Annotated in this window: 20 protein-coding genes; 10 read left to right on the forward strand and 10 right to left on the reverse strand. The window is 75.3% G+C overall.

Features of this window, described 5'->3' with window-relative positions:
• Window positions 1–126 precede the first annotated feature (126 nt).
• The 3 genes from ACFWJ4_RS20305 to ACFWJ4_RS20315 all read right to left on the reverse strand — a co-directional run bounded on the left by ACFWJ4_RS20305 (window position 127) and on the right by ACFWJ4_RS20315 (window position 4137).
• Window positions 127–1161: a methyltransferase gene (locus ACFWJ4_RS20305; RefSeq protein WP_380545733.1), complete on the reverse strand. Its 1035-nt coding sequence runs from the start codon at window positions 1159–1161 to the stop codon at window positions 127–129.
• Between the two features lie 109 nt (window positions 1162–1270).
• Complete coding sequence (locus ACFWJ4_RS20310) at window positions 1271–2353, reverse strand: nitrous oxide reductase family maturation protein NosD (RefSeq protein WP_380352505.1); 1083 nt, start codon at window positions 2351–2353, stop codon at window positions 1271–1273.
• A 362-nt stretch (window positions 2354–2715) separates the two neighbouring features.
• Entirely contained in the window at window positions 2716–4137 is a 1422-nt protein-coding gene (locus tag ACFWJ4_RS20315) for a cytochrome P450 (RefSeq protein WP_380545735.1), read from the reverse strand.
• A gap of 227 nt (window positions 4138–4364) precedes the next feature.
• Here ACFWJ4_RS20315 and ACFWJ4_RS20320 point away from each other — a divergent pair, with 227 nt between their 5' ends.
• Window positions 4365–5357: a deoxyribonuclease IV gene (locus tag ACFWJ4_RS20320; protein ID WP_380545737.1), complete on the forward strand. Its 993-nt coding sequence runs from the start codon at window positions 4365–4367 to the stop codon at window positions 5355–5357.
• A 43-nt stretch (window positions 5358–5400) separates the two neighbouring features.
• On the opposite strand, the gene ACFWJ4_RS20325 is transcribed toward ACFWJ4_RS20320, so the two are convergent.
• Window positions 5401–5616, reverse strand: coding sequence for a hypothetical protein (locus ACFWJ4_RS20325; RefSeq protein WP_380545738.1), 216 nt, complete (start codon window positions 5614–5616; stop codon window positions 5401–5403).
• A gap of 440 nt (window positions 5617–6056) precedes the next feature.
• Between ACFWJ4_RS20325 and ACFWJ4_RS20330 the strand changes: the two genes are divergently transcribed.
• Window positions 6057–7457, forward strand: a complete 1401-nt coding sequence (locus ACFWJ4_RS20330; RefSeq protein ID WP_380352499.1) for an amino acid permease — start codon at window positions 6057–6059, stop codon at window positions 7455–7457.
• A gap of 189 nt (window positions 7458–7646) precedes the next feature.
• Window positions 7647–8294, forward strand: coding sequence for an HNH endonuclease family protein (locus ACFWJ4_RS20335; RefSeq protein ID WP_380545740.1), 648 nt, complete (start codon window positions 7647–7649; stop codon window positions 8292–8294).
• 87 nt (window positions 8295–8381) lie between these two features.
• On the opposite strand, the gene ACFWJ4_RS20340 is transcribed toward ACFWJ4_RS20335, so the two are convergent.
• Complete coding sequence (locus ACFWJ4_RS20340) at window positions 8382–9272, reverse strand: SDR family NAD(P)-dependent oxidoreductase (RefSeq protein ID WP_380545742.1); 891 nt, start codon at window positions 9270–9272, stop codon at window positions 8382–8384.
• Window positions 9273–9353: 81 nt separating this feature from the next.
• Between ACFWJ4_RS20340 and ACFWJ4_RS20345 the strand changes: the two genes are divergently transcribed.
• The 6 genes from ACFWJ4_RS20345 (at window position 9354) to ACFWJ4_RS20370 (ending at window position 15406) form a co-directional block, all read left to right on the forward strand.
• Complete coding sequence (locus ACFWJ4_RS20345; RefSeq protein WP_380545744.1) at window positions 9354–10031, forward strand: TetR family transcriptional regulator; 678 nt, start codon at window positions 9354–9356, stop codon at window positions 10029–10031.
• Between the two features lie 137 nt (window positions 10032–10168).
• Window positions 10169–10357 carry a DUF1508 domain-containing protein gene (locus ACFWJ4_RS20350; RefSeq protein ID WP_359898239.1) on the forward strand — a complete coding sequence of 63 codons (189 nt, stop codon included), beginning with the start codon at window positions 10169–10171 and terminating at the stop codon, window positions 10355–10357.
• Window positions 10358–10466: 109 nt separating this feature from the next.
• Window positions 10467–11684, forward strand: a complete 1218-nt coding sequence (locus ACFWJ4_RS20355; RefSeq protein ID WP_380545746.1) for a glycosyltransferase family 4 protein — start codon at window positions 10467–10469, stop codon at window positions 11682–11684.
• Complete coding sequence (locus ACFWJ4_RS20360) at window positions 11681–12988, forward strand: glycosyltransferase (protein WP_380545748.1); 1308 nt, start codon at window positions 11681–11683, stop codon at window positions 12986–12988. The genes ACFWJ4_RS20355 and ACFWJ4_RS20360 overlap by 4 nt, the downstream gene beginning before the upstream one ends.
• A complete protein-coding gene (locus ACFWJ4_RS20365; protein WP_380545750.1) occupies window positions 12969–13847 on the forward strand; it encodes an SGNH/GDSL hydrolase family protein in 879 nt (292 codons plus the stop codon). The genes ACFWJ4_RS20360 and ACFWJ4_RS20365 overlap by 20 nt, the downstream gene beginning before the upstream one ends.
• 383 nt (window positions 13848–14230) lie before the next feature.
• Entirely contained in the window at window positions 14231–15406 is a 1176-nt protein-coding gene (locus ACFWJ4_RS20370; RefSeq protein WP_380545752.1) for an NUDIX domain-containing protein, read from the forward strand.
• Between the two features lie 147 nt (window positions 15407–15553).
• Here ACFWJ4_RS20370 and ACFWJ4_RS20375 read toward each other — a convergent pair whose 3' ends face one another.
• The 5 genes from ACFWJ4_RS20375 to ACFWJ4_RS20395 form a co-directional block, all read right to left on the reverse strand.
• A complete protein-coding gene (locus ACFWJ4_RS20375) occupies window positions 15554–15928 on the reverse strand; it encodes a hypothetical protein (protein WP_359898244.1) in 375 nt (124 codons plus the stop codon).
• Between the two features lie 70 nt (window positions 15929–15998).
• Window positions 15999–16394: a roadblock/LC7 domain-containing protein gene (locus ACFWJ4_RS20380; protein ID WP_380545754.1), complete on the reverse strand. Its 396-nt coding sequence runs from the start codon at window positions 16392–16394 to the stop codon at window positions 15999–16001.
• 82 nt (window positions 16395–16476) lie between these two features.
• Window positions 16477–17631: a hypothetical protein gene (locus tag ACFWJ4_RS20385; RefSeq protein ID WP_380545756.1), complete on the reverse strand. Its 1155-nt coding sequence runs from the start codon at window positions 17629–17631 to the stop codon at window positions 16477–16479.
• Window positions 17632–17635: 4 nt separating this feature from the next.
• Window positions 17636–18019 carry a hypothetical protein gene (locus ACFWJ4_RS20390; RefSeq protein WP_380545757.1) on the reverse strand — a complete coding sequence of 128 codons (384 nt, stop codon included), beginning with the start codon at window positions 18017–18019 and terminating at the stop codon, window positions 17636–17638.
• A 633-nt stretch (window positions 18020–18652) separates the two neighbouring features.
• Window positions 18653–19261: a TetR/AcrR family transcriptional regulator C-terminal domain-containing protein gene (locus ACFWJ4_RS20395; RefSeq protein WP_380545759.1), complete on the reverse strand. Its 609-nt coding sequence runs from the start codon at window positions 19259–19261 to the stop codon at window positions 18653–18655.
• A gap of 205 nt (window positions 19262–19466) precedes the next feature.
• Between ACFWJ4_RS20395 and ACFWJ4_RS20400 the strand changes: the two genes are divergently transcribed.
• Window positions 19467–21113 carry an amidohydrolase gene (locus ACFWJ4_RS20400; RefSeq protein ID WP_380545761.1) on the forward strand — a complete coding sequence of 549 codons (1647 nt, stop codon included), beginning with the start codon at window positions 19467–19469 and terminating at the stop codon, window positions 21111–21113.
• Window positions 21114–21256 lie beyond the last annotated feature (143 nt).

A 21256-nucleotide genomic window follows, 5' to 3' on the forward strand; every position in this document is an offset into this window, starting at 1 on the left:
CGCTTCGGCCCGATTCGGCCCGGGCACGCGCGACCGCCGGCCCCCCTTCGCTCGGGGGCCGGCGGTCGCGCGTGCCGGTGGTCGTACCGTCGTACGGGCCTACGGCCTACGGCGTACGGCGGCGGCTCAGCCGGTCACGAGGGCCTCGAAGGCGTGCAGGTAGGGGTTGACCGGGCGGACCGCGGTGACGGTCAGTCCGGCCTCCGCCATCAGCCCGACCATGCTCTCCTCGGAGTGCTTGGCACCGCCCACGTTGAGCATCAGCATCAGGTCCATCGCGGTGGTGAACCGCATCGAGGGGCTGTTGTCGACCAGGTTCTCCACCACCACGACGCGGGCGCCGGAGCTGGCCGCCTTGACCACGTTGGCGAGGGTGCGGCGGGTGCTGTCGTCGTCCCACTCCAGGATGTTCTTGATGATGTAGAGGTCGGCGCGGACCGGGATCTCCATCCGGCAGTCGCCCGGCACCAGGCGGGCCCGGGCGGAGAAGGCGCCGCCGTCCTGGAGCCGCGGGTCGGCGCCGGCCACCACCTTGGGCAGGTCCAGCAGGGTGCCGTGCAGCGCCGGGTGCTTCTCCAGCAGGCTGGCCAGCACATGGCCCTGGCCGCCGCCGATGTCCGCCACCGAGTCGATGCCGGTGAGGTCCAGGTACTCGGCGAAGTCCTCGGCGGACTGCCGGCTGGAGGTGGTCATCGCCTTGTCGAAGACCTTCGCCGAGTCGCCCGCGTCGCTGTGCAGGTAGTCGAAGAACTCCTTGCCGAACAGCTCGGGGAAGACGTTGCGGCCGGAGCGCACGGCCTCGTCCAGCCTCGGCCAGGCCTCCCAGGTCCAGGGCTCGGTGCACCAGAGGGAGATGTAGCGCAGCGAGTTGGGGGCGTCCTCGCGCAGCAGCCGGGACATCTCGGTGTGCTCGAAGCGGTCGTCGCCGCTCGCCTCGAAGATGCCGTAGCAGGCGAGCGCTCGCAGCAGGCGGCGCAGCTGGCGGGGCTCGGTGTCGAGTGCGACGGCGAGGTCGGTGACGGTGGTCGGGGTGTCGCCGAGCACGTCGGCGACACCGAGCCGGGCGGCCGCGCGGACGGCGGCGGCGCAGGCGGCGCCGAAGACGAGTTCGCGCAGGCGCATCGCGGCCTGGGGGCTGGTATGGGCGGGTGCGGTGGTCATGGCGGGTTCCTCGGGTCCTTGGGGGTTCCTGGGGCGGCGGGCGGCGACGGGCCGGCGGCGGGAGGCGGGCGGCCGCGGGCCGGCGGCCTGGGTGAGGGGGCGCCGGGGCTCAGCAGCGGCCGGCCGGCTCGGAGCGCTCGCAGGTGTTGCGGGCGAAGGTGTTGTCGGCGCCGGCGTCGCGGTCGGCGAGGTCGGCCGGACCGTTGCCGCTCAGTTCGTTGTCGGTGATCACGGCGCGGGCGTTGGAGACGCCGACGACGCTCCGGAAGAGGACGATGCCGCCGGAGAAGTCCGAGGTGCCCGTGTTGTCGCGGACCTCGTTCTCCGTCACCCGGGTGTCCTCGGTGCCGGTGAGCACGATGCCGGCGCCCTGGATGGCGCCCAGGCGCGGGTTGGCCGGGCAGAACTTGTTGTTGCCGACGACGGTGTTGCGCCGGACGTCGAGGTTCCCGGCGCGGGGCACGCCCTCGTCGCCGACCACGAAGACGCCGGCGCAGTTGCCGCTGATCCCGTTGTCCTGGACGGCCAGCCCGCGCAACCGGCGGACGGTGACGCCCACCCGGTTGCCGGTCAGCTCGTTGCCCTCGACGACGGTGCCGCCGGTGTCGGGCGAGCCGCCCTCGCGGTACGCGTAGTTGGCGAGGAAGACGCCGGACTGGCCGTTGTCGGTCGAGCGGTTGCCGCGGATGACGGCCCGGGTGGACATCTCCTGGCTGATGCCCTGCTGGGCGTTGTCGTGGACGTAGGTGCCGCTGACGGTCAGACCGGTGGTGCCGCTGGCGTCGATGCCGTTCTTGCGGAAGCCGGTGACGGCGAGGCCGTGGACGGTGACGTCGGACAGCGGGTGCTCCTCGGTGCCGACCACGCAGATGCCGTGGCCGGCGGCGGCGCAGGCGTTCTCGGTGCCGTCCCCCGGGACGATCACGCTGTCCCGGCCGGCGCCGCGCAGGGTGATGCCGGGGGTGGTGATGCGGACGCTGCCCCGGTAGGTGCCGGGGAACAGCTGGACGGTGTCACCGGGCCGGGCGGCGTCGACCGCCCGCTGAATCGATTCTCCTGGCCGGACGTGGTGCAGCGGGAGGCCACCGTCGGCGCGGGCCGCGGGGGCGGCGGCCAGGGCGGCGAGGACGGTGGTCAGGGCGGTGGCGGCGGCGGTGGCCGCGGCGAGGTGGTGGACCCGTCGCGTGGACATGAGTGGTGACCTGTTTCTTTCGGCGCGCGCGGTGTTCGTGCGGGTGTCGTGGTCCCCCGCACGGGCCGGCGGTGTGGGCTGACGCGCTGTGCGCGGGCGGTGACGGCCGGTGGGTGCGGCCGTGTCGACGGTACGGGCGGCCGGATGGGCCCGCCACCAGGGCTGGGCTGCGGGACTGACGGGGCGTCGACCGGAAGTGGGACGGCCCGGCGTGGCGCGGGGTGGTGGGGGTCGGGCGTGCCGTGCGACGGGTGGGCGGCGGCGGACGTGGCGACGCGCCCGCCCACGGGGGCGGTCGGGCGCGTCGGGCGCTTCGGCAGCGGGCGCTTCGGGCGCTTCGGCAGCGGGCTCGGCGGCCCGGGTCAGCCCGCGGCCGGGGCCCGCGGCCCGAGGCGGACGGGCAGCGCGGCGAGGTGCCAGGCGGCCGGGTTCGGTCCGCGCTCGACGGCCTCCGGGCCGACCGCGAGAGCCAGCTGCGGGTACGTCCGCAGCAGCGTGTCGAAGGCGACGACGGCCTCCTGGTGCGCCAGCACCGAGCCCAGGCATCGGTGGGTGCCGTGGCCGAAGCCCAGGTGCGCCTCGTGGTGCCCCGCGCGGTCCGGCGCGCTCGCCCGGCGGACGTCCAGGCGCTCCGGCTCGGCGTAGGCCCGCGGGTCGTGGTTGGCCCCGGCGAGGATCGGCATCACCGCCTCGCCCTTGCGGATCGGGGTGCCGGCCAGGGTGAGGTCCTCCGTCGCGTAGCGCGGCACCCCGCCGATGGTCGGGCCGCACCAGCGCATCAGCTCGTCGACGGCGGCGGGCAGCAGGCCCGGGTCGGACCGGACCAGTGCCAGCTGTTCGGGGTGGGCGAGCAGCGCGGCCGTGCCGTTGCCGATCAGGGTGGCGGTGGTCTCGTGCCCGGCCACGATCAGGTTGAGGATCAGCGAGACGGTCTCCACCGGGGCGAGGGTGTCGCCCTCCGCGGCGGCCAGCCGGGAGAGCAGGTCCTCGGCCGGTTCGGTCCGGCGGCGCTCGACCAGGTCGCGGGCGGCGGTCACCATGGCGCGCAGCGCCTCGTCCAGGCCGGGCCCGGCGCCCCGGCCGAGGTAGGAGCTCCAGCGACGCCACTGCGGGCGGTCGGCCTCGGGGATCCCGAGCAGCTCGCAGATCACCGTGACGGGCAGCGGGTAGGCGAAGTGCGCCACCAGGTCGACCACGCCGTCCGGGCCGGCGTGCCGGGGCAGCGCCCGGGCGTACTCCTCGGCGAGCCGCTCGATCCGGGGCCGCAGGCGCTCCACCGCACCGGCCGTGAAGGCGGGGTGCACCAGCCCGCGCATCCGGCGGTGCCGGGCGCCGTCCGCGCCGAAGACTCCGGCGCGCAGGTACTTCGCGCACTCCGGCGGCATGCCGCGGGCGCGCCAGACCTGCTCGGTGCGGTGCGCGGGGACGGGCGCGGCGGGCTCGTCCGCCGGGCGGGACGGGTCGGTGGCGGTGCCCACGGTGCCCACGGCGCCGACGGCTTCCGCGGCGAGGACGTCCGTGGTGGCGTCCGTGGTGACGGCGGCGGTGGCGAGCTCGTCGGCGACGGGGCCGTCGACGGCGTTCACGTCGTTGACGAAGCGCGGGTCGGACAGCACGGTGCGGACGTCCTGGTAGCGGACGGCGATCCAGAAGGGCTCCACGCCGGGGATGGTGGCGCGGGCGAGCGGGGCGCGCTCGCGCAGGTCGGCGAAGGCGGTGAAGGGGTCGCGGATCAGGTGGTCGGCGCGCAGGTCGACGGTCTCGACCGGTTCGGCGGTGCTCACGGCTGCCTCCTCAAGGAGTCGCGAAGTCCATCTGGTCACGGATCGTGACGGAGGCGGTCGGGGTGGTCCCCGGGTTCCGGCCCGGATTCACTCGATCGAGCACAGTGCATCGTTTCTCCGGACCGCGGCCGACCCTCCCGGGCCACCCCGCCCCGGCCACCCCGCTCCGCTCCGCCCGGCCCGGCCCGCCCGACGCCCCGGTCCGGGCGCGTGGCATGCTCGGGGCCATGACCACCGTGCACGTACCGCCCGTCGCCGCCCTCCGCAACCCGATCGGTGCCCACGTCCCGGTGGCCGCGCGCGGACTGGCCGGCACCGGCCTGGCGTACGCGGCCCGGGTCGGCGCGGAGACGGTGCAGGTGTTCGTGGCCAACCCGCGCGGCTGGGCCACTCCCCCGGGCAACCCGGCCCAGGACGAGGAGTTCCGCACCGCCTGCGCCGAACAGGGCGTCCCGGCCTGGGTGCACGCGCCGTACCTGATCAACTTCGGCTCGGACAACCCGGCCACCCGCGAACGCTCCGCCGAGTCGCTGCGGCACTCGCTGCGCCGCGGCCACGCCATCGGCGCGCTCGGCGTCGTCCTGCACACCGGCTCGGCGGTCGGCACCGCGCCCGGCGGCGGCTCGCGCCGGGCCGAGGCGATGGCGCAGGTCCGGACGGACGTCCGGCCGCTGCTGGAGGAGTTGGACGGGCTGGGCGACGACGCGCCCTGGCTGCTGCTGGAGCCGACGGCGGGCCAGGGCAGCTCGCTCTGCTCGCGGCTGGAGGAGCTGGCCGCGTACATGGCGGCGCTGGACCATCACCCGAAGGTGGGAGTCTGCCTGGACACCTGCCACGCCTTCGCCGCCGGGCACGACCTGGCGGAGCCCGGCGGGGTGACGGCCGCGCTGGACGCCCTGGCCGCCGCGGCCGGTCCGGGCCGGCTGCGGCTGATCCACGCCAACGACTCCGAGGACGTGGTCGGCGCCCGCAAGGACCGCCACGCCAACATCGGCGCCGGGATGATCGGCGCCGAGCCGTTCCGCGAGTTGTTCGAGCACCCGGAGACGGCCGGGGTGCCCCTGGTGGTGGAGACCCCGGACCGCAAGCACGGCGGGGACGGCACCGGGCACGCGATGGACATCGCGGTGCTGAAGGAACTGCGGGACCGGGCGGCGGTCCGCGGCCCCGGAACCCGTCCGACGGACCTGCGGGAGCCGGCCGCCGCGGGACGGCCGTGAGCCCGGAGGCCGACGGGCGGCCTCCGGGCTCGGGGGGCGGGGATCAGCAGCCGCAGTCGCCCTCGCTGTGCTCGGAGTAGTTGAACCAGGTGGCGTGCGGGCCGACCAGGCCGACGCCCGCGGAGCCGGACTCCAGGTGCTGTCCCTCCGACTGCGTCGGAGCGAAGCCCCCCGCCATGGCCGAGGTCGGGACCGCCACCACGGCACCGGCCACGGCGACGATCACGGCGAGCTTGCGGATCTTCCCACGAAGCGACATCTGATGTCCTTTGGTTCGTCTCTGGTCCTCAACCCGCGCCCCCGACCGGCCTGTTCGGCCGCCCGACGGGCCGGGCGGCGCCCCACCGGGGGCGCCGCGCCAACGTTGGCACACGAACGCGCGGCTTCGGGCGCGCGCCGCAACCGGGCTGAGGCGTTCGGGTGAGGCAACTCCCCCGGCCGGGCGAATCCGGGCGTACGTCGAGGAATACGGGCGTACCCGCGTGAACCCGGTCGAACGGCCGGACGGAGGGGGCCGGACGAGTACCCGTCCGGCCGCCCCGCGACCGCAAGTCTTGCGGTGCTGGACCGGGCGAACTGAACAAATCCCGGCGATTTGGTGCAAGGTGCCGCCCGGTCCGAGCATGAACGGTCGCTCCATGACGCTCCACCGAGCGCGAGCACCAGCAGGAGCAGCACCACGAAAGGCGCACCACCCTCATGCAGACCAGTCCCGCCGCACCCCGGCAGGCGACCCGACCGAGCGGCCCGGAGACCCCGGGACCGGTCGGCTCCCCGCCGGACGGCCCCGCGCCCCGGACCACCGGCCGCCGTTTCGGGCTGCTGACCGCCACCGCCCTGGTGATGGGCAACATCATCGGCGGCGGCATCTTCATGATCCCCGCCGCCGTGGCCCCGTTCGGGACGGTCAGCCTGGCCGCCTTCGGAGTGCTCACCGTGGGCGCGATCGCGCTGGCGCTGGTCTTCGGGCAGCTCGCCCGGCGCAACCCGCGCACCGGCGGGCCGTACGTCTACGCCCGCGAGGCCTTCGGGGACTTCGCCGGCTTCCTGTCCGCGTGGTCGTACTGGATCACCACCTGGGTCAGCAACGCCGCGCTCGCCGTGGCCGCCGTCGGGTACCTGGACGTGCTGCTGCCGCTCCACCACTCCATCCCGCTGGAGATCACCGCCGCGCTGGCCTTCCAGTGGCTGCCGGCCCTGGCCAACCTGGCCGGCACCCGCTACGTCGGGGCCGTCCAACTCGTCTCCACCGTGCTGAAGTTCATTCCGCTGCTGCTGGTCTCGGTGGGCGGCCTGTTCTTCTTCGACCCGAAGAACCTCGGGCCCTTCGACGCCACCGGCCACGGCTGGGCGGGCGGCATGACCGCCGCCGCGGCGATCCTGCTGTTCAGCTACCTGGGTGTGGAGTCGGCCGCGATGAGCGCCGGCAAGGTCCGCGACCCGGAGCGCAACGTCGGCCGGGCCAGCGTGCTCGGCACCACCGGTGCGGCGGTGGTCTACCTGCTCGGCACCATCGCGGTGTTCGGCACCGTGGCGCACCAGCAACTCGTCCACTCCGCCGCGCCGTTCTCGGACGCCGTGGACGCCATGTTCGGCGGCAGCTGGGGCGGCACGGCGATCGCCGTCGCCGCGCTGGTCTCGATGACCGGCGCCCTCAACGGCTGGACCCTGCTCTCCGCCCAGGCCCCGTACGCGGCCGCCAAGGACGGCCTGTTCCCGGCCGCCTTCGGCAAGGAGCGGCGCGGGGTGCCGACCTTCGGCGTGCTGGTCAGCGTGGCGCTGGCCTCGGCGCTGACCGTGGTCAACTTCGCCAGCGGCGCGAAGGGCGCCTTCGACATGCTGGTGCTGGTCACCACCTTCACCGCCACCGTGCCGTACCTGCTCTCCACCGCCGCCCAGCTGTACTGGCTGGTGCGCGGGGCGGGCGAGAAGGTCGACCGCGGGCGGCTGGTGCGCGACGCCGTCCTCGGCCTCGGCGCCTTCGCCTTCTCGCTCTGGCTGCTCGCCGGGGCCGGCTACGCCGCCGTCTACCAGGGCGTGCTGTTCCTGTTCGCGGGCATCCTGGTCTACGTCTGGATGGCGGGCCGCCGCCGCGACTGAATCCCCCGGCGGCAGCCGGAAAACCGGACACACCACCCCGAACCCCCGTGACGTACGCCGGACTTGTCCGGTGCACGTCCGATGTGCACGAGGATTTCACTTCCCGGGTCTACCCGCGTAGGTGACCGGATCGCCACACTGGCGCACGCAATTCAGCAGTTCTTCCGATCTGATGATGGAGCGTCCGCCATGGCCCCCACCGCACCCGTGCGCCGGTTCCTGTCCTGCATACCGGCTGCCGCCGCCCTCGCCGCCGCGACCGTGCTCACGGCCGGCACCCCCGCCCAGGCCGCCCTGCCGACCCCGATCTCCGCGGCCACCGCCCGCAGCTACCTCGCCGCGATGCCCGCCACCGCGGAGACCCACGGGGACACCTACGACCGCACGCTGTTCCCGACCTGGATCACCATCAGCGGCACCTGCGACACCCGCGAGTGGGTCGTCAAGCGGGACGGCAGCAACGTCGCCACCGACACCTCCTGCAAGGCGACCAGCGGCAACTGGTCCTCGCCGTACGACGGCGCGACCACCACCAACGCCTCCTCCTTCGACGTCGACCACCTGGTACCGCTCTCCGAGGCCTGGGCCTCCGGCGCCTGGGCCTGGACCACCGCGCAGCGCCAGGCCTTCGCCAACGACGTCACCCGCCCCCAGCTGCTGCTGGTCTCCGCGAGCAGCAACCGCTCCAAGGGCGACCGCGACCCGGCCGAGTGGCTCCCCCAGGCCTCCTACCGCTGCACCTACGCCCGCGCATGGGTGCAGGTGAAGCAGTACTACGGCCTGGACGTGGACAGCGCCGAGAAGACCGCGCTCACCGGCATCCTCGCCAACTGCTGACCGGAGAACCCCTGCGGCCCGGCGCTCACCCCGCGCCGGGCCGCAGTGCCGCGCACGGGCGCGGCGATGGCGCCGGGCGCGGCGCAATCAGTCGGTCGAGTCGGCCGAGTCGGCCGGGAAGTCGACCGGGTAGGCCTCGGCGAAATCGGCCGAGCGGGCCACCTCGCGCCACTTGGTGTCCTCCTCCAGGAGCCGCCGGTCCATGGCGATCGAGCCCTCGACGGCGTTGACCCCGAGCGGCAGGTGGTGGGGGATGTCGCGCCGCTTGGCCACCCGGACCAGGATCTCGGCGGCCCGGACCGGGTCGCCCGCGGCGCCGTCGCCCCCCTGCCGCAGCCGCCTGTTCACGGCGCCGACCGTCTCGTCGTAGGCCTCCGGGACGTCGTGGACGACCATCGAGGAGCCGGCCCAGTCGGTGCGGAAGCCGCTGGGTTCCACCACCAGCACCCGCACGCCGAACGGCGCGGTCTCGGCGCGCAGCACCCGGCTGAACCCGTCGATGGCGAACTTCGCCGCCTGGTACGAGGCGATGCCCGGGGATCCGCCGACCCGCCCGCCCATCGAGGAGAACTGCACGACCAGACCGCCCTTCTGCTCGCGCAGCAGCGGGAGCGCGGCCTTGGTGACGTGGTAGACGCCCCAGAAGTTGGTCTCGAACTGGGCGCGGAAGTCGGCGTCCTCGGTGGTCTCGATCGGCGAGACGTTGGCGTAGCCGGCGTTGTTCACCAGCACGTCGATCCGGCCGAAGGCGGCGTGCGCCTCGGCGAGGGCGGCCCGGGCGGCCGCCGGGTCGGTGACGTCCAGCGCGATCGGGCGGATCCGGTCGCCGAACTCCTCCGCGAGGTCCGCGAGTTGCTCGGGGCGGCGGGCGGTCGCGGCCACCCGGTCGCCGGCTTCGAGTGCGGCGCGGACGAGGGCGCGACCGAAGCCGCGCGAGCTGCCGGTGATGAACCAGGTCTGTTCCGTGTTCTGCTCCATGGCTTCTAGTAAAACACCGTTGCGTTATTAGCACAACGGTGTTGCGGTAATACGGCAACGGTGTTGCCCTACCATGGGCGGGTGGATGCAGCATCGGAGTTCCAGCGCGCACGCTCACCCGAGGCCAAACGCCGGCGCGAGGCCGCGATCCTGGCCGCGGCCCGCTCGCTCGGCCACGAGCACGGCATCAGGGACGTCACCCTGACCGACATCGCCGCCGCGGTGGGAATGCACAAGTCGGCGCTGCTGCGGTACTTCGAGACCCGCGAGGAGATCTTCCTGCGGCTCACCGCCGAGGGCTGGGCGGAGTGGTCGGACGCACTGACCGCGCGGCTGCGGGAGAGCGCGGAGCCGGGCCCGGCCGCCGTGGCGCGGGCCTTCGCCACCACGCTCGCCGCCCGCGGGATGTTCTGCGACCTGCTCGCCCACACCCCGCTCAACCTCGAACGCAACGTCTCGCTCGACGCGGTGCGCGACTTCAAGCTCGCCACGCTGGCCGCCCGCGAACCGATCGGCGCGGCCGTCCGCGAACAACTGCCCGCACTGGACGACCAGGACGTCACCGACCTGATCGCCACCGCCGTCTCCCTCGCCGGAGCCATGTGGCAGATCGCGAACCCGGGCGCCGAGGTCGCCGCCCTCTACCGCACCGACCCCCGGCTGGCGCACGCCGTCATCGAGGTCGAACCCCGGCTCGCCCGCATCCTGACCGCCACCGCCACCGGGCTGGCCGCCGGCCGGGCCGAGCCGCTCGGCTGACCCGCCCGCCCGGCCCGTTCGACCCGCGCCAACTCCCGTTCCGGTGCACTCGGATGGATCATCTGACGTGCCGCACAAGGGATTTGACCCTAGGTTCCGGTGCCAGGGGGTCAACCGAGCGGAAGGCTGTTTCTGGCATGGCTGGCAAATTCGAGCTGTACGTGGACGAGGGCGGCATGCACCGGTTCCGGCTCAAGGCGAGCAACGGGGCGATCGTGGTGACCGGCGACCCGCAGGAGAGCAAGGACGACTGCCTGAGGAGCATCGAGTCGATCCGCAAGCTCGCGCCGTACGCGGAGCTCAAGGAGACCGCCGGGTCCGTGTGACCGGACGCGAACCGCGCCGCGGGTCGGCGGTGCAAATCGCCGACCCGCGTTCTCCTCTACGACAGATCCCTTTGGCCGGGTGCACGCCGGACGCGGACAGAACACTGGCATGCGCGTCGCCATCGTCACCGAATCCTTCCCGCCCGAGGTCAACGGAGTCGCCCACAGCGTGCTGCGGACGGCCGAGCACCTGGTCCGCCGGGGCCACCGGCCCCTCGTCGTCACCCCCGCACCGGCGCGGGGCGCCGAATGCCCGCCGGAGACCTTCGGCGGCACCCCGGCGGGCGAGATTCCCGTGGTGTGCATCCCGTCCGTCCCGCTGCCGGGATACCCGCAGGTGCGGATCGCCCTGCCCAGCCGGCAGCTGTCGGCCGCGATCGCCGGGCACCGTCCGGACATCGTCCACCTGGCCAGCCCCTTCGTGCTCGGCGCGCGCGGGATGCAGGTCGCGGCGCGGCTCGGGGTGCCCGCCGTGGCCGTCTACCAGACCGACCTGGCCGGCTACGCCCACGCCTACCGGGCCGGGCGGGGACTCGGGGAGGCCACCGCCTGGCGGCGGATCCGGGCCGTGCACCGCGCGGCCGCCCGCACCCTGGCGCCCTCCACCCCCGCCGCCCAGGACCTGACCGCGCACGGGGTGCCGCGGGTGCAGCTGTGGCCGCGCGGGGTGGACTCGGTGCGGTTCCACCCCAGGCACCGGGACGAGGCGCTGCACCGGGCGCTCGCCCCCGGCGGGGAGGTGCTGGTCGGGTACGTCGGACGGCTGGCCCCGGAGAAGCGGGTCGACCTGCTGGCCGCGGCCTCGGCACTGCCCGGCGTACGGGTGGTGGTCGTCGGGGACGGCCCCTCGGCGCCCGGGCTGAAGGCCTCGATGCCGGGCGCGGTGTTCCTCGGCCGGCGCACCGGTGACGAACTGGCCCGCTGCTTCGCGACCCTGGACGTCTTCGTGCACACCGGCCCGCTGGAGACCTTCTGCCAGACCATCCAGGAGGCGATGGCCAGCGGCGTACCGGTGATCGGCCCGGCGGCGGGCGGACCGCTGGACCTCGTCGCCCACCACCGCACCGGCCTGCTGGTACCGCCCCGGCACGGCGCGGCGGTGGCCCGCGCGGTGGCCGAGCTCGCCGCCGACCCGGCGCGGCGGGCCGGGTACGGGCAGGCCGGCCGGGCCGAGGTGACCGCGCGCACCTGGGAGGCGGTCGGGGACCTGCTGCTGCGGCACTACGCCGAGGTGCTGGCGGAACACCGCGGGCTGCCGCTGCCGGCCACCGCCCCCGCGCCGGTCGAACCGGTGGCGCCCGTCCTGCCGGAGGAGCTGCCGGCATGACCCCCGTTCCCGACGACAGCGCACGGACGACCGGCGGGGCTCGGCCGACCGGCGGGGCTCCTCGGCCGACCGCCGGGGCGCCGAGGGCCGACCACGCGCCGCGGCCGAGTGACGCGCCGAGGGCCGGCGAGGCACTGACGATCGTCCGGCTGGCCAACTTCGTCACCCCGGTCTCCGGCGGCATGCGCACCGCGCTGCGCCACCTCGGCGCCGGGTACCGGGCAGCCGGGCACCGTCCGGTGCTGATCGTCCCCGGGGAGCGGCGCTCCGAGGAGGAGACCGAGCAGGGGGTGGTCGTCACCCTGCCCGGCCCGGTGCTGCCGGCCGCCGGCGGCTACCGGCTGCTCACCGACCGGCGGGCGGTGGCCGCCGAACTGACCAGGTTCTCCCCCGACCGGCTGGAGGTGTCCGACCGCACCACGCTGCGCTGGACCGGCGCCTGGGCACGGCGACACGGGGTGCGGTCGGTGATGGTCTCGCACGAGAGCGCGACCGGGGTGCTGCGCACCTGGGGCCTGCCCGGCCCGCTGGCGGGCACGGCGGCCGACCGGCTCAACGCGGCCACCGCCCGCGCCTACGACGCGGTGCTCTGCACCACCGACTGGGCCGCCGCGGAGTTCCGGCGGATCGGCACCCCGAACCTGGTCCGGGCCCCACTGGGGGTGGACCTGGAGGCGATGCGACCGCTGCCACCGGCCGCCCGCGCCGCCGAGCGGGCCCGCTACGCCGCTCCGGACGAGACGCTGCTGGTGCTCTGCTCGCGGCTCTCGGCGGAGAAGCGGCCCGAGCGGGCGATCGAGGCCCTGGCCGAACTGCGCGCGCGCCGGCACCCCGCGGTGCTGGTGGTCGCCGGGACCGGCCCGCTGCGGGAACGGCTGACGGCCCGGGCCGCACGGCTGCGACTGCCCGTACGCTTCCTCGGGCACCTGGGCGGGCGTGCCGAGCTGGCCCGGCTGCTGGGCTGCGCGGACGTGGTGCTCGCGCCCGGGCCGGTGGAGACCTTCGGCCTGGCCGCGATGGAGGCCCTGGCCTGCGGAACCCCGGTGGCGGTCAGCCGCTCCTCCGCGCTGCCCGGCCTGATCGGGCTCGCCGGAGCGACGGCCGTCGACACGGGCAGTGGATTCGCCTCCGCGGTACGGCAGTTGCTGGGGCGGCCGGAGGACCTGCGGCGGGCCGCCGCCCGGACGCAGGCCGAGCGGTACGGCTGGCCGGCGGCGGTGGCGGCGTTCCTGGCGGCGCACGGCGCGCACCACGACGAGGCGGTGGACGGGGGTCGGGACGAGCATGCTGGAAGCCGGGCGTGACCGGGCGGCGCGGGAGCGCCCCGCGGCGGGCGAACCACTGCGCTTCGTCGCACTCGGGGACTCGCTGACGGAAGGCGTCGGGGACCGGGTCGGCGAGGGCTGGCGCGGCTGGGCCGCCGTCCTGGCCGACGCGCTGGCACCCGAGGGGCGGGCCGCGGAGTTCACCAACCTGGCGTACAGCGGGGCGCTCACCACGGAACTGACGATCCGTCAACTTCCGCGGGCGCTGGCGCTGCGGCCGCAGCTGGCGGCCGTGGTGGTCGGCGGAAACGACACCCTGCGCACCGGCTTCGACATCCGGCGCGCCACGCTGGAACTGGACGCCACGATGGGGGAACTGTCCGGCCACGGCGCCAGGCTGCTGACCGCCTGCCTGCCCGACCCGGGCAGCCTGCTCCGGCTCCCGGCACCGCTCGCCCGGCCGCTGGCGCGCCGGATGCGGGCGGTCAACACCGTGGTGCACGCCCTCACCGAGCGCCACCGGGCGATACACCTGCACCTCACCGAACTGCCGTGGCTGGCCGAGCGCCGGCTGCTGAGCGTGGACCGCCTGCACCCCAGCGCCGAGGGCCACCACCTGATCGCCCTGCGGTTCCACGACCTGCTCACCGAGGCCGGCCACCCCCTCGGCCCACCGCCGGCCGCCGCCCCCGCCGAGGCCCCGCCGGGCCCGGCCGCCGACCTCTGGTGGATGGCCACCCGGGGTACCCGCTGGCTCGCCGCCCGAAGCACCGACCTGCTGCCGGGCCTGCTCGCCCTGGCCGCCGCCGAGGGCGTCGCCCACCTGCGCGGCGGCAGCGGACGGCACGACGAACAGATGGCGCGCGCGGCGGCACAGGCGCTGGCCTCCCTGGGGTGAGGGGCCAGCGCCGGCCCGGAACGACGGATGTTCGAGGAGGAGTTCACCGGCGCCGGAACGTGGCACCGCGCGTGGTCCGAGGAGGAGCGCGCCACACTGCGTGGAATCGTCGGGAGCAACCCCTTCCGGGCGTCCGGCGGACACCCGGAGCGGCCGCACCACCCGGGTCCGGACGGGAGCCGGCTCCGCGACGTCGACGGGGCCCGGGTGCCGGCGACCACGCCGGACGGCCCCGGAGTACCACCGTGGGCCGACCCGGACCGAACGCCGCGAGCGGCCGAACCGGGCGGCGCCGGGCCTCCCGATCGCCCGATCGTGGGGGGCGGGAGTGCCGTCCGGTGGGAACCGTAGAGGTGGGCCCGGTTGTCGTGTCCGGGGAGAACATGACGGAGGGAGTCGGGGTGGAGAGCGCGGGCACGACAGGCCGGGAAGTCCTTGCGGCGGCGGGGGTGCTGTTCCCGGACGGGGCCGGGCGGGTACTGGTGGTGCGGCTGCCGTACGACCGGAAGCACCCGGTGGCGATCCCGGGCGGCGGGTGGGAGCCGGCGGACCGGTCGCCCCGGGAGACCGCCCTGCGGGAGATCCGGGAGGAGCTGGGCTTCACGCCCCGGCTGGGACCGCTGGCCTGCGTGGACTGGGCGCTGCTGCGCCACGGCGACCTGCCGATCGTCGCGTACCTGTACTGGGCCGAGCCGCTGACGGCGGCACAGGCGGCGGCGTTCCGGCCGGACGCGGCGGAGGTCGGCGGCTGGACCTGGCTGACGACGGAGCAGGCCGGGCACGCGCTGCCGCCCCGGTTGTCGCGCCGGGTGACGGCCTGCCTGCTGGCGCCGCAGGACGACGGGCCGCTGGAGCTGGAGGACAGCCGGCCGGTCGGGCACACGCTCCGGCGGCTGCCCGCCGACGGGCCGGTGCCCGCGTACACCGGGCTGGCCGCGGCACCGGGGCTGACCCCGCCGACCGAGGAGCGGCCGGAGCCGCCGATGGACCGGGAGACCTACTACGCCACCCGGCCGCGCATCCGGGCCAAGGCGCGGGCGCTGTTCACCGATGCCGCCGGCCGGGTCCTGCTGGTGCGGCTGCGGCCGTGGGACGGGCCGCGCGGGCAGGTCCCGTACTGGACGCTGCCGGGCGGCGGGGTCGAGGCGGACCGGGAGATGCCCCGGGCAGCGGCCCGGCGGGAGATCCGCGAGGAACTCGGCTGGGAGGTCGAGCCGGGGCCGCTGCTGGCGCTGGACTGGCAGCCGGGTGCGGCGGCCGACCCGGCGACCGACCCGGCGGCGGACCCGGCGGCGGACCCGGCGACCGGCCGGGACACCGCCGTCCTGGTGTACGTGTTCGACGGCGGCACGGTGACGGAGCGGATGCTCGGCTCGATCGTGCTGCCGGAGGAGGAGCTGGTGGAGTGGCGGCTCTGCGATCCGGCCGAGGCACGGGCGCTGCTGACCGGCCCGTCCTGGGACCGGACGGCCGCCGCGCTGGCCGCCCGGGAGCGGTCGGGCGGGCCGGCCGAGCTGGTGCGCGGGCAGGCCGCCGGGCCGGACCTGCCCCGGGGGTGAGCCCCGCCGGACGGAGCCCGGCGGCGGCCCGAACCACCGCCGGGGCCTCGCCCGTGACCCGCGCGGCCACGGCCCGGGCGCCCGCGACCCGCACACCCGGGTGACGCGCCGGGGTGGCGTCTCGGGGCGGTGTCCCGGGGCTGCGCGTCAGACCTCCAGCTCGGCCTCGATCCGGCCCAGCTGGTGGCGGGCCATCGCGAGGTTGGCGCGCGCCTTGTCCAGCGCGAGGTAGAGGAACAGGCCCTTGCCGGTACGGCCGGTGAGCGGGCGGATCAGGTGGTACTGGCTGCTCAGGGTGATCAGGATGTCCTCGATCCCGTCCTGGAGGCCGAGCATGTCCATGGTGCGCATCTTGGCGCGGACCACGTCGGTGTTGCCGGCGGCGGCGACGTTGAGGTCCAGGCCGCCGGGGCCGTCGAGGGTGGCCAGCGCCATGCCGCTGTTGTAGTCCACCAGGGCCGCGCCGATGGCGCCCTCGATGCTGGTCATGGCCTGCTTGAGCGCGCCGGGTGCGTCGGTCATCTGGGTAACTCCCGTTCGGTGATGGGTGGTTCGGGACGGATGGGGACGATGGTTCGGTGGTCGGCCCGGGTCAGCCCGGGTCGCGCGGATCCTTGGGCACGAGGGCGTCGTTGAGCAGCCCCGCGATGCGCTGGGCGCTGCGGCGGGCCTCCAGGTGCAGCCGGCCGACGTTGACGTCGGGGTGCGCCAGCAGGGTCAGCACGCAGCTGCCGCCGGCCGCGTACGTGGCGACGTAGCCGTTCTCGCCGCGCACCAGCGACTCGCGGAACTCGCCCTGACCGGTGGTGTCGGCGAGCCGCTGGGCCAGCGAGAGCGAGGCCGCCGTCATCGCGGCCAGTCCCGAGGGTTCGGTGCCGTGGGTGTCGTGCGCGACCAACAGGCCGTCCACGCTGGCCACCAGACCACCCGCGAGGTGCGGAACGCGGTGCTTGACGGCACGCAGTTCGGCGAGCAACTCGGTCTCCAAGGCGATCAGTTGTCTCCTTCCGACACGCTGCTTGAGTGCCCGCCTCATGGCCGGAACGACGGGGTCGCGGGCGGGGAGTGGGTCAAAGTCGGGCCTCCAGAAGGTCTCGGATCCGGGTCAGCAGCGCGACGTCCGGATCGGGGACGGCCAGCGGGTGGGCCGCTGCCGTGATGGGCGGGCGTTCGGGGCAGGTGGGGGCGTCGGTCCCGCTGCGGGCCGCCTCGGGGGCGGAGGCGGGAGTGGAAGCGGCGCCGGGGGCGGGAACGGCCGTGACCGGGGTGCCGGGGAGGCCGGCGCCCCGGAGGCTGGCGCCGGGGACCCGGCGGTGCAGCCCTCCGGCCGGTCCGCTCGCGGCCGGCGGGGGGACTTCGGGCCGGGGAGCGGCCGTCGGCCGCGCCTCGGACACCAGGGCCGCCGCCGGGACCTCCGGCGCCGCGGGTGCCGCGGCGGGCGGGCGCGGCTCGTCGGGCAGGTGCGGTGCGTCCGGCGGGCGCAGCTCGTCCGGCGGGCGCGGCACGGCGGATGGGCACGGGGCGTCCAGCAGTCCGGCGGCGGCCAGTCGACGGACATCGGCCGTCACCCCGAAGCCGGAGCGGCCGAGCAGCCGGGCCAGGTCCGCCGGGGTCCTGCGACCGTCGGCGTGGTCCAACAGCTCACGTCGCCGGCGGCCGCACGAGCGGTGGGACGACCGGCGGCCGCACTCGGCCGGGCGGACGGGCGCGGTGTCGAGCTGCGCCCACGGCCAGATCCCGTCGAGCAGTTGCCGGCGGCGTTCGACCTCGCGGCGGATCCGGGCCGGGTCGACCTCCGCGACCGGCCCGAGCCAGTGCCGGGCGTCGGCCTCGAACCGCCAGACGCCGCCGGCCGGGTCGGCCAGCACGAAGAACGCGGCGTCGAACAGCGTTCCCAGGTGGCCGAGTTCGAGCTCTCCCCGGGTGAGCAGCCGCCGTTCGACCAGCGCCTCGCCGACCCTCGATCTCGGGCCGTGAGCCCGGAGCAGTTCCGCCCAGTCCTCAGGGGTGATCCGGCCGCAGCCGATGAGCAGGTCGGCCAGTCCGGGCGCCCGGAGGGACTCGGCGGCGGCCACCCGTCCGTCGATCAGGTGGAGGCTGCCGAGCGGCCCGCGCAGGGCGCCGGTGGCGCGGCGGTCGGCGAGCAGGGCGAGCGCCTCGCCCGGGGACCTCGGGGTGGCGACCTCCGCCGGGGGCGGCGGCGCAGTGCCGGTCGCGGCGGTCACGCGCTCACCCCAGCACCAGCTCCTCGGCGAGTGCCTGGAGGCGGAAGCGGGCGGCGGCGAGGTTGCCCTCCGCGCGGTCCAGCCAGAGGTGCAGGACGAGCCTGTTGTCGAAGACGGTGTCGATGAAGCGGATCAGGTGGTAACTGCGGCCGGCAGTGACGATGATGTCCTCCAGCGGGGCCCGCCGGTCCTCCGTCACGGTGAAGGTCTGGCTCTCAACGGCCGCCCGCACCAGGTCGGTTGCTTCGGCGGCGGAGGTCTCGTGCTCTCCGGTCGGGCTGTCCCCGAGGCTGCCGAGGGCGAGCCCGCTGCTCCAGTCGACCAGGCTCGCGGCACGGGCCCCGGGGATCGCCATCGCTCCGGAGAGGCATTCGTCGATACCGGGCACACCGGCTCCTTCGCGGGGTCTGGGCGGCCGACCGCAGCGCGGCACCGACCGGTTCACCACCAGCAGTGGCTAGTTCGACACGGAAGGCTACTGCCGGATTCCATATGACGAACATTCCAATGGCATATTCACATCAGTAACAGCCAGTTCCAGCCAAGAACTGACGGCACATCAGACCTGATGCGACCCCGCCCCCATCGGCCGGCCGGGGAGGTTGGAGTACCGTTCACCGGCCACCTGGCACGGCACCTTGGCCGGTATCGAGCCCCAAGGGAGGGTTTCGAGCCCGAAAGTACGATAAGAGGGCGCGGGCACGGAAGGCGAACACGACAAAGGGGCCCGTTCCGCTGGACGGAACGAGCCCCTTCGATGAGAGCGCCAGGCCCGGATCGCACGGACTCTCCCTACTGAAAGTAGGGCGTGCTCTGGTAGCACCGCTGACGCCTGTTCGAGATTCCGTTTCCCGGAAGATCACTTCCTCTCGACGGGATGAACACTAGCAGGACATCACGCCTGGTCAGAAATCGTGGCCGGGCGAACGGCAGCGACCCCGGGGCGAACGGGGCGAGGCCGGGCGGGAGGCGAACCGGGGCCGGACCAGGGCTGCGCGCCGGGGCCGGACCGGGCCCCGGGTCAGCCCAGCAGCGCCCGGTAGCCCTCGATCAGGGCGGTGAGCCCGAGCCCGAAGGCCCGGTCGGCGCGCTCGCGCCCGGCGGGGACGGCGTCCAGGGCGTCGGCCAGCCGCGGGGTGGCGGCCCGGTCCACGGCGTCGACCATGACGTCCGGGGCGACCAGGTCCAGCGCCGAGCCCAGGACGAAGCTCTCCAGGGCGGTGATCAGTCCCATCACGTCCTGTGCGGCGAAGCCCGCGTCCTCCAGGGTGGCGACGGCCCGCTCGTACAGCTCGTGCATGAACGATTCGGCCAGCGGCGCGGTGGCGAGCAGCCGGACGATGCCGGGGTGTTCGGCGAAGGCGTCCCGGTAGGCGTGCGCCCAGGTGCACAGCGCGGCATCCCAGGACTGGTCCCACATCGACTGCTCGCCGATCGTGCGCACCAGCTCGGCGCGCATCAGGGCGACGATCTCGGCCCGGCCCGCGACGTGGTGGTAGAGCGCGGAGGGGCTGACCTTGAGCGCACCGGCCAGCGCGGGGATGGTGAGGTCCCCCGCCTCGTCGACCAGCCGCAGCGCGGTGTCCACGATGCGCTGCCGGTCCAGCAGGGGTGTGCGCGGCCTGGGCATGCCCGGTTCCTCACCTTCGGGGTCGCCGAGCGGCCCGTCGGCACCGGCAGACCAAGATCGTCGTTATCCAAGCGTTACTGAACGGCTTTCAGTAAAACTCTTCCGCACCCGCCGGTGCCGCGCCTACGGTAACCGAACCCCATTCGGTTAGGCAGGCCGCGCACCCGTCGGCCCGCCCTGCCCCGGAGAGGACGCACACCCCCGCATGCGTGCCGAAACGATCTTCACCGGCGGCCGGATCCACACCGGAGACCCCGCCGTCCCCCGCACCCACGCCCTCGCCGTCGGCGCGGGGCGGATCGCCGCCCTCGGCGACGCCGCCCTCGCCCTGCGCGACGAAGGCACCGAGACCGTCGACCTCGACGGCGGCGCCCTGCTGCCCTCCTTCGGCGACGGACACGTCCACCCGCTGCTCGGCGGCATCGGCCTGCGCGGCGCGCCGGTCCGCGACTGCACCAGCCTGGAGCAGGTCGTGGCGGCCGTCCGCGACTGGGCGCAGCGCCACCCCGAGGCCGAGTGGATCACCGGCGACGCCGTCGACCCGTGGCTGGCCGAGGGCGGACTGTTCGACGCCCGACTGCTCGACGCCGCCGTCCCGGACCGCCCGGTGCTGCTGCGCACCATGGACCACCACACCGGCTGGGCCAACAGCGAGGCGCTGCGCCGGGCCGGGTACGGGCCGGACACCCCCGAACCGGTGGGCGGCGAGATCGTCCGCCGGCCGGACGGCAGCCCGCTGGGCACCCTGCGCGAGTTCGGTGCGCTCAACCCCGTCCTCGCGCTCGTCCCGCCGCCGCCGTTGGCCGAGCAGGTCGCCGCACTGCGGGAGAGCACCGCCGCGCTCGCGGCCGCCGGGATCACCTGGCTCCAGGACGCCTGGGTCGAGCCCGCGCAGGTGGACACCTGGCTGGCGGCCGTCGCCGAGGAGGGCCTGCCGGTCCGGGCCGGGCTCGCCCTGCTGCTCGAACCGGACGGCTGGCGCGAGCGGCTCCCCCGCCTGGCCGCCGACCGCGACCGGGTCGAGGCCGCCGGGCACGGGCGGCTCACCGCGCGGGCGGTCAAGTTCTTCGCCGACGGGGTCATCGAGTCCGGGACGGCCGCGCTGCTGGAGCCGTACAGCGACTGCCCGCACTCCCACGGCGTCGCCAACTGGACCGGCGCCGAACTGGCGGAGGCCGTCACCGCCGTGGACGCGCTGGGCTTCCAGCCGCACATCCACGCGATCGGCGACCTCGGCGTACGGATCGCGCTGGACGCCGTCGAGGCCGCCGCCCGCCGCAACGGACCGCGCACCCGCCGGCCGGTGATCGCCCACGTGCAGCTGGTCCACCCCGACGACCTGCCGCGCTTCGCCGAGCTCGGCGTGATCGCCAACTTCGAGCCGCTCTGGGCACAGACCGACCCGCTGATGACCGAGCTCACCCTGCCCCGCATCGGCCCGGAGCGCGGCTCCCGGCAGTACCGGATCGCCGCCCTGCTGCGCGGCGGCGCCCGGGTGTCCTTCGGCAGCGACTGGCCGGTCACCCGCTACGAGCCGCTGGCCGGGCTGGCCACCGCCGTCACCCGGCAGACCCCGGACGGCCTGCCGGACGGCGGCTGGCTGCCCGAGGAGCGGATCGGACTCACCGAGGCGCTGGCGGCGTACTCGGCGGGCGTGGCGCACCAGGCCTTCGAGGAGGCCGAGTGGGGCGTGCTGCGGCCGGGCATGCGGGCCGACCTGGTGCACCTGGCCACCGATCCCTACGCGGTGCCGGCCGGTGAGCTGGCCTCGATCGAGGTGGCGGGCACCTGGCTCGGCGGGCGGCGCACCCACGGCGGCCCGCCCGGTGGCGCCGACCGCTCGACCCGCTGAGGCGCCCCGCTCCCCCCGGCCGCCCCGGCAAACCCCAGCCGCCCCGACGGACTTCCCGACCGGTTCCGGCCGTCCCCCACGGCGGCCGTGCCTCGTTCCTCGGTCGGCGGCCGGCGCGCGTCCGCCGCCGACCGTCGCTTCCT

Origin of the sequence: Kitasatospora sp. NPDC127067 (assembly GCF_042724755.1) — a bacterium.
In the GTDB taxonomy this organism is placed as follows: Bacteria; Actinomycetota; Actinomycetes; order Streptomycetales; family Streptomycetaceae; genus Kitasatospora; species Kitasatospora lactacystinica.

Coding starts and splice junctions, on each gene's coding strand:
- ACFWJ4_RS20305 (WP_380545733.1), bottom strand. CDS start 1,161: ATGACCACCGCACCCGCCCATACCAGCCCCCAGGCCGCGATGCGCCTG.
- ACFWJ4_RS20320 (WP_380545737.1), top strand. CDS start 4,365: ATGACCACCGTGCACGTACCGCCCGTCGCCGCCCTCCGCAACCCGATC.
- ACFWJ4_RS20395 (WP_380545759.1), bottom strand. CDS start 19,261: ATGCCCAGGCCGCGCACACCCCTGCTGGACCGGCAGCGCATCGTGGAC.
- ACFWJ4_RS20355 (WP_380545746.1), top strand. CDS start 10,467: ATGCGCGTCGCCATCGTCACCGAATCCTTCCCGCCCGAGGTCAACGGA.
- ACFWJ4_RS20360 (WP_380545748.1), top strand. CDS start 11,681: ATGACCCCCGTTCCCGACGACAGCGCACGGACGACCGGCGGGGCTCGG.
- ACFWJ4_RS20325 (WP_380545738.1), bottom strand. CDS start 5,616: ATGTCGCTTCGTGGGAAGATCCGCAAGCTCGCCGTGATCGTCGCCGTG.
- ACFWJ4_RS20335 (WP_380545740.1), top strand. CDS start 7,647: ATGGCCCCCACCGCACCCGTGCGCCGGTTCCTGTCCTGCATACCGGCT.
- ACFWJ4_RS20370 (WP_380545752.1), top strand. CDS start 14,231: ATGACGGAGGGAGTCGGGGTGGAGAGCGCGGGCACGACAGGCCGGGAA.
- ACFWJ4_RS20400 (WP_380545761.1), top strand. CDS start 19,467: ATGCGTGCCGAAACGATCTTCACCGGCGGCCGGATCCACACCGGAGAC.
- ACFWJ4_RS20310 (WP_380352505.1), bottom strand. CDS start 2,353: ATGTCCACGCGACGGGTCCACCACCTCGCCGCGGCCACCGCCGCCGCC.
- ACFWJ4_RS20350 (WP_359898239.1), top strand. CDS start 10,169: ATGGCTGGCAAATTCGAGCTGTACGTGGACGAGGGCGGCATGCACCGG.
- ACFWJ4_RS20375 (WP_359898244.1), bottom strand. CDS start 15,928: ATGACCGACGCACCCGGCGCGCTCAAGCAGGCCATGACCAGCATCGAG.
- ACFWJ4_RS20340 (WP_380545742.1), bottom strand. CDS start 9,272: ATGGAGCAGAACACGGAACAGACCTGGTTCATCACCGGCAGCTCGCGC.
- ACFWJ4_RS20365 (WP_380545750.1), top strand. CDS start 12,969: ATGCTGGAAGCCGGGCGTGACCGGGCGGCGCGGGAGCGCCCCGCGGCG.
- ACFWJ4_RS20330 (WP_380352499.1), top strand. CDS start 6,057: ATGCAGACCAGTCCCGCCGCACCCCGGCAGGCGACCCGACCGAGCGGC.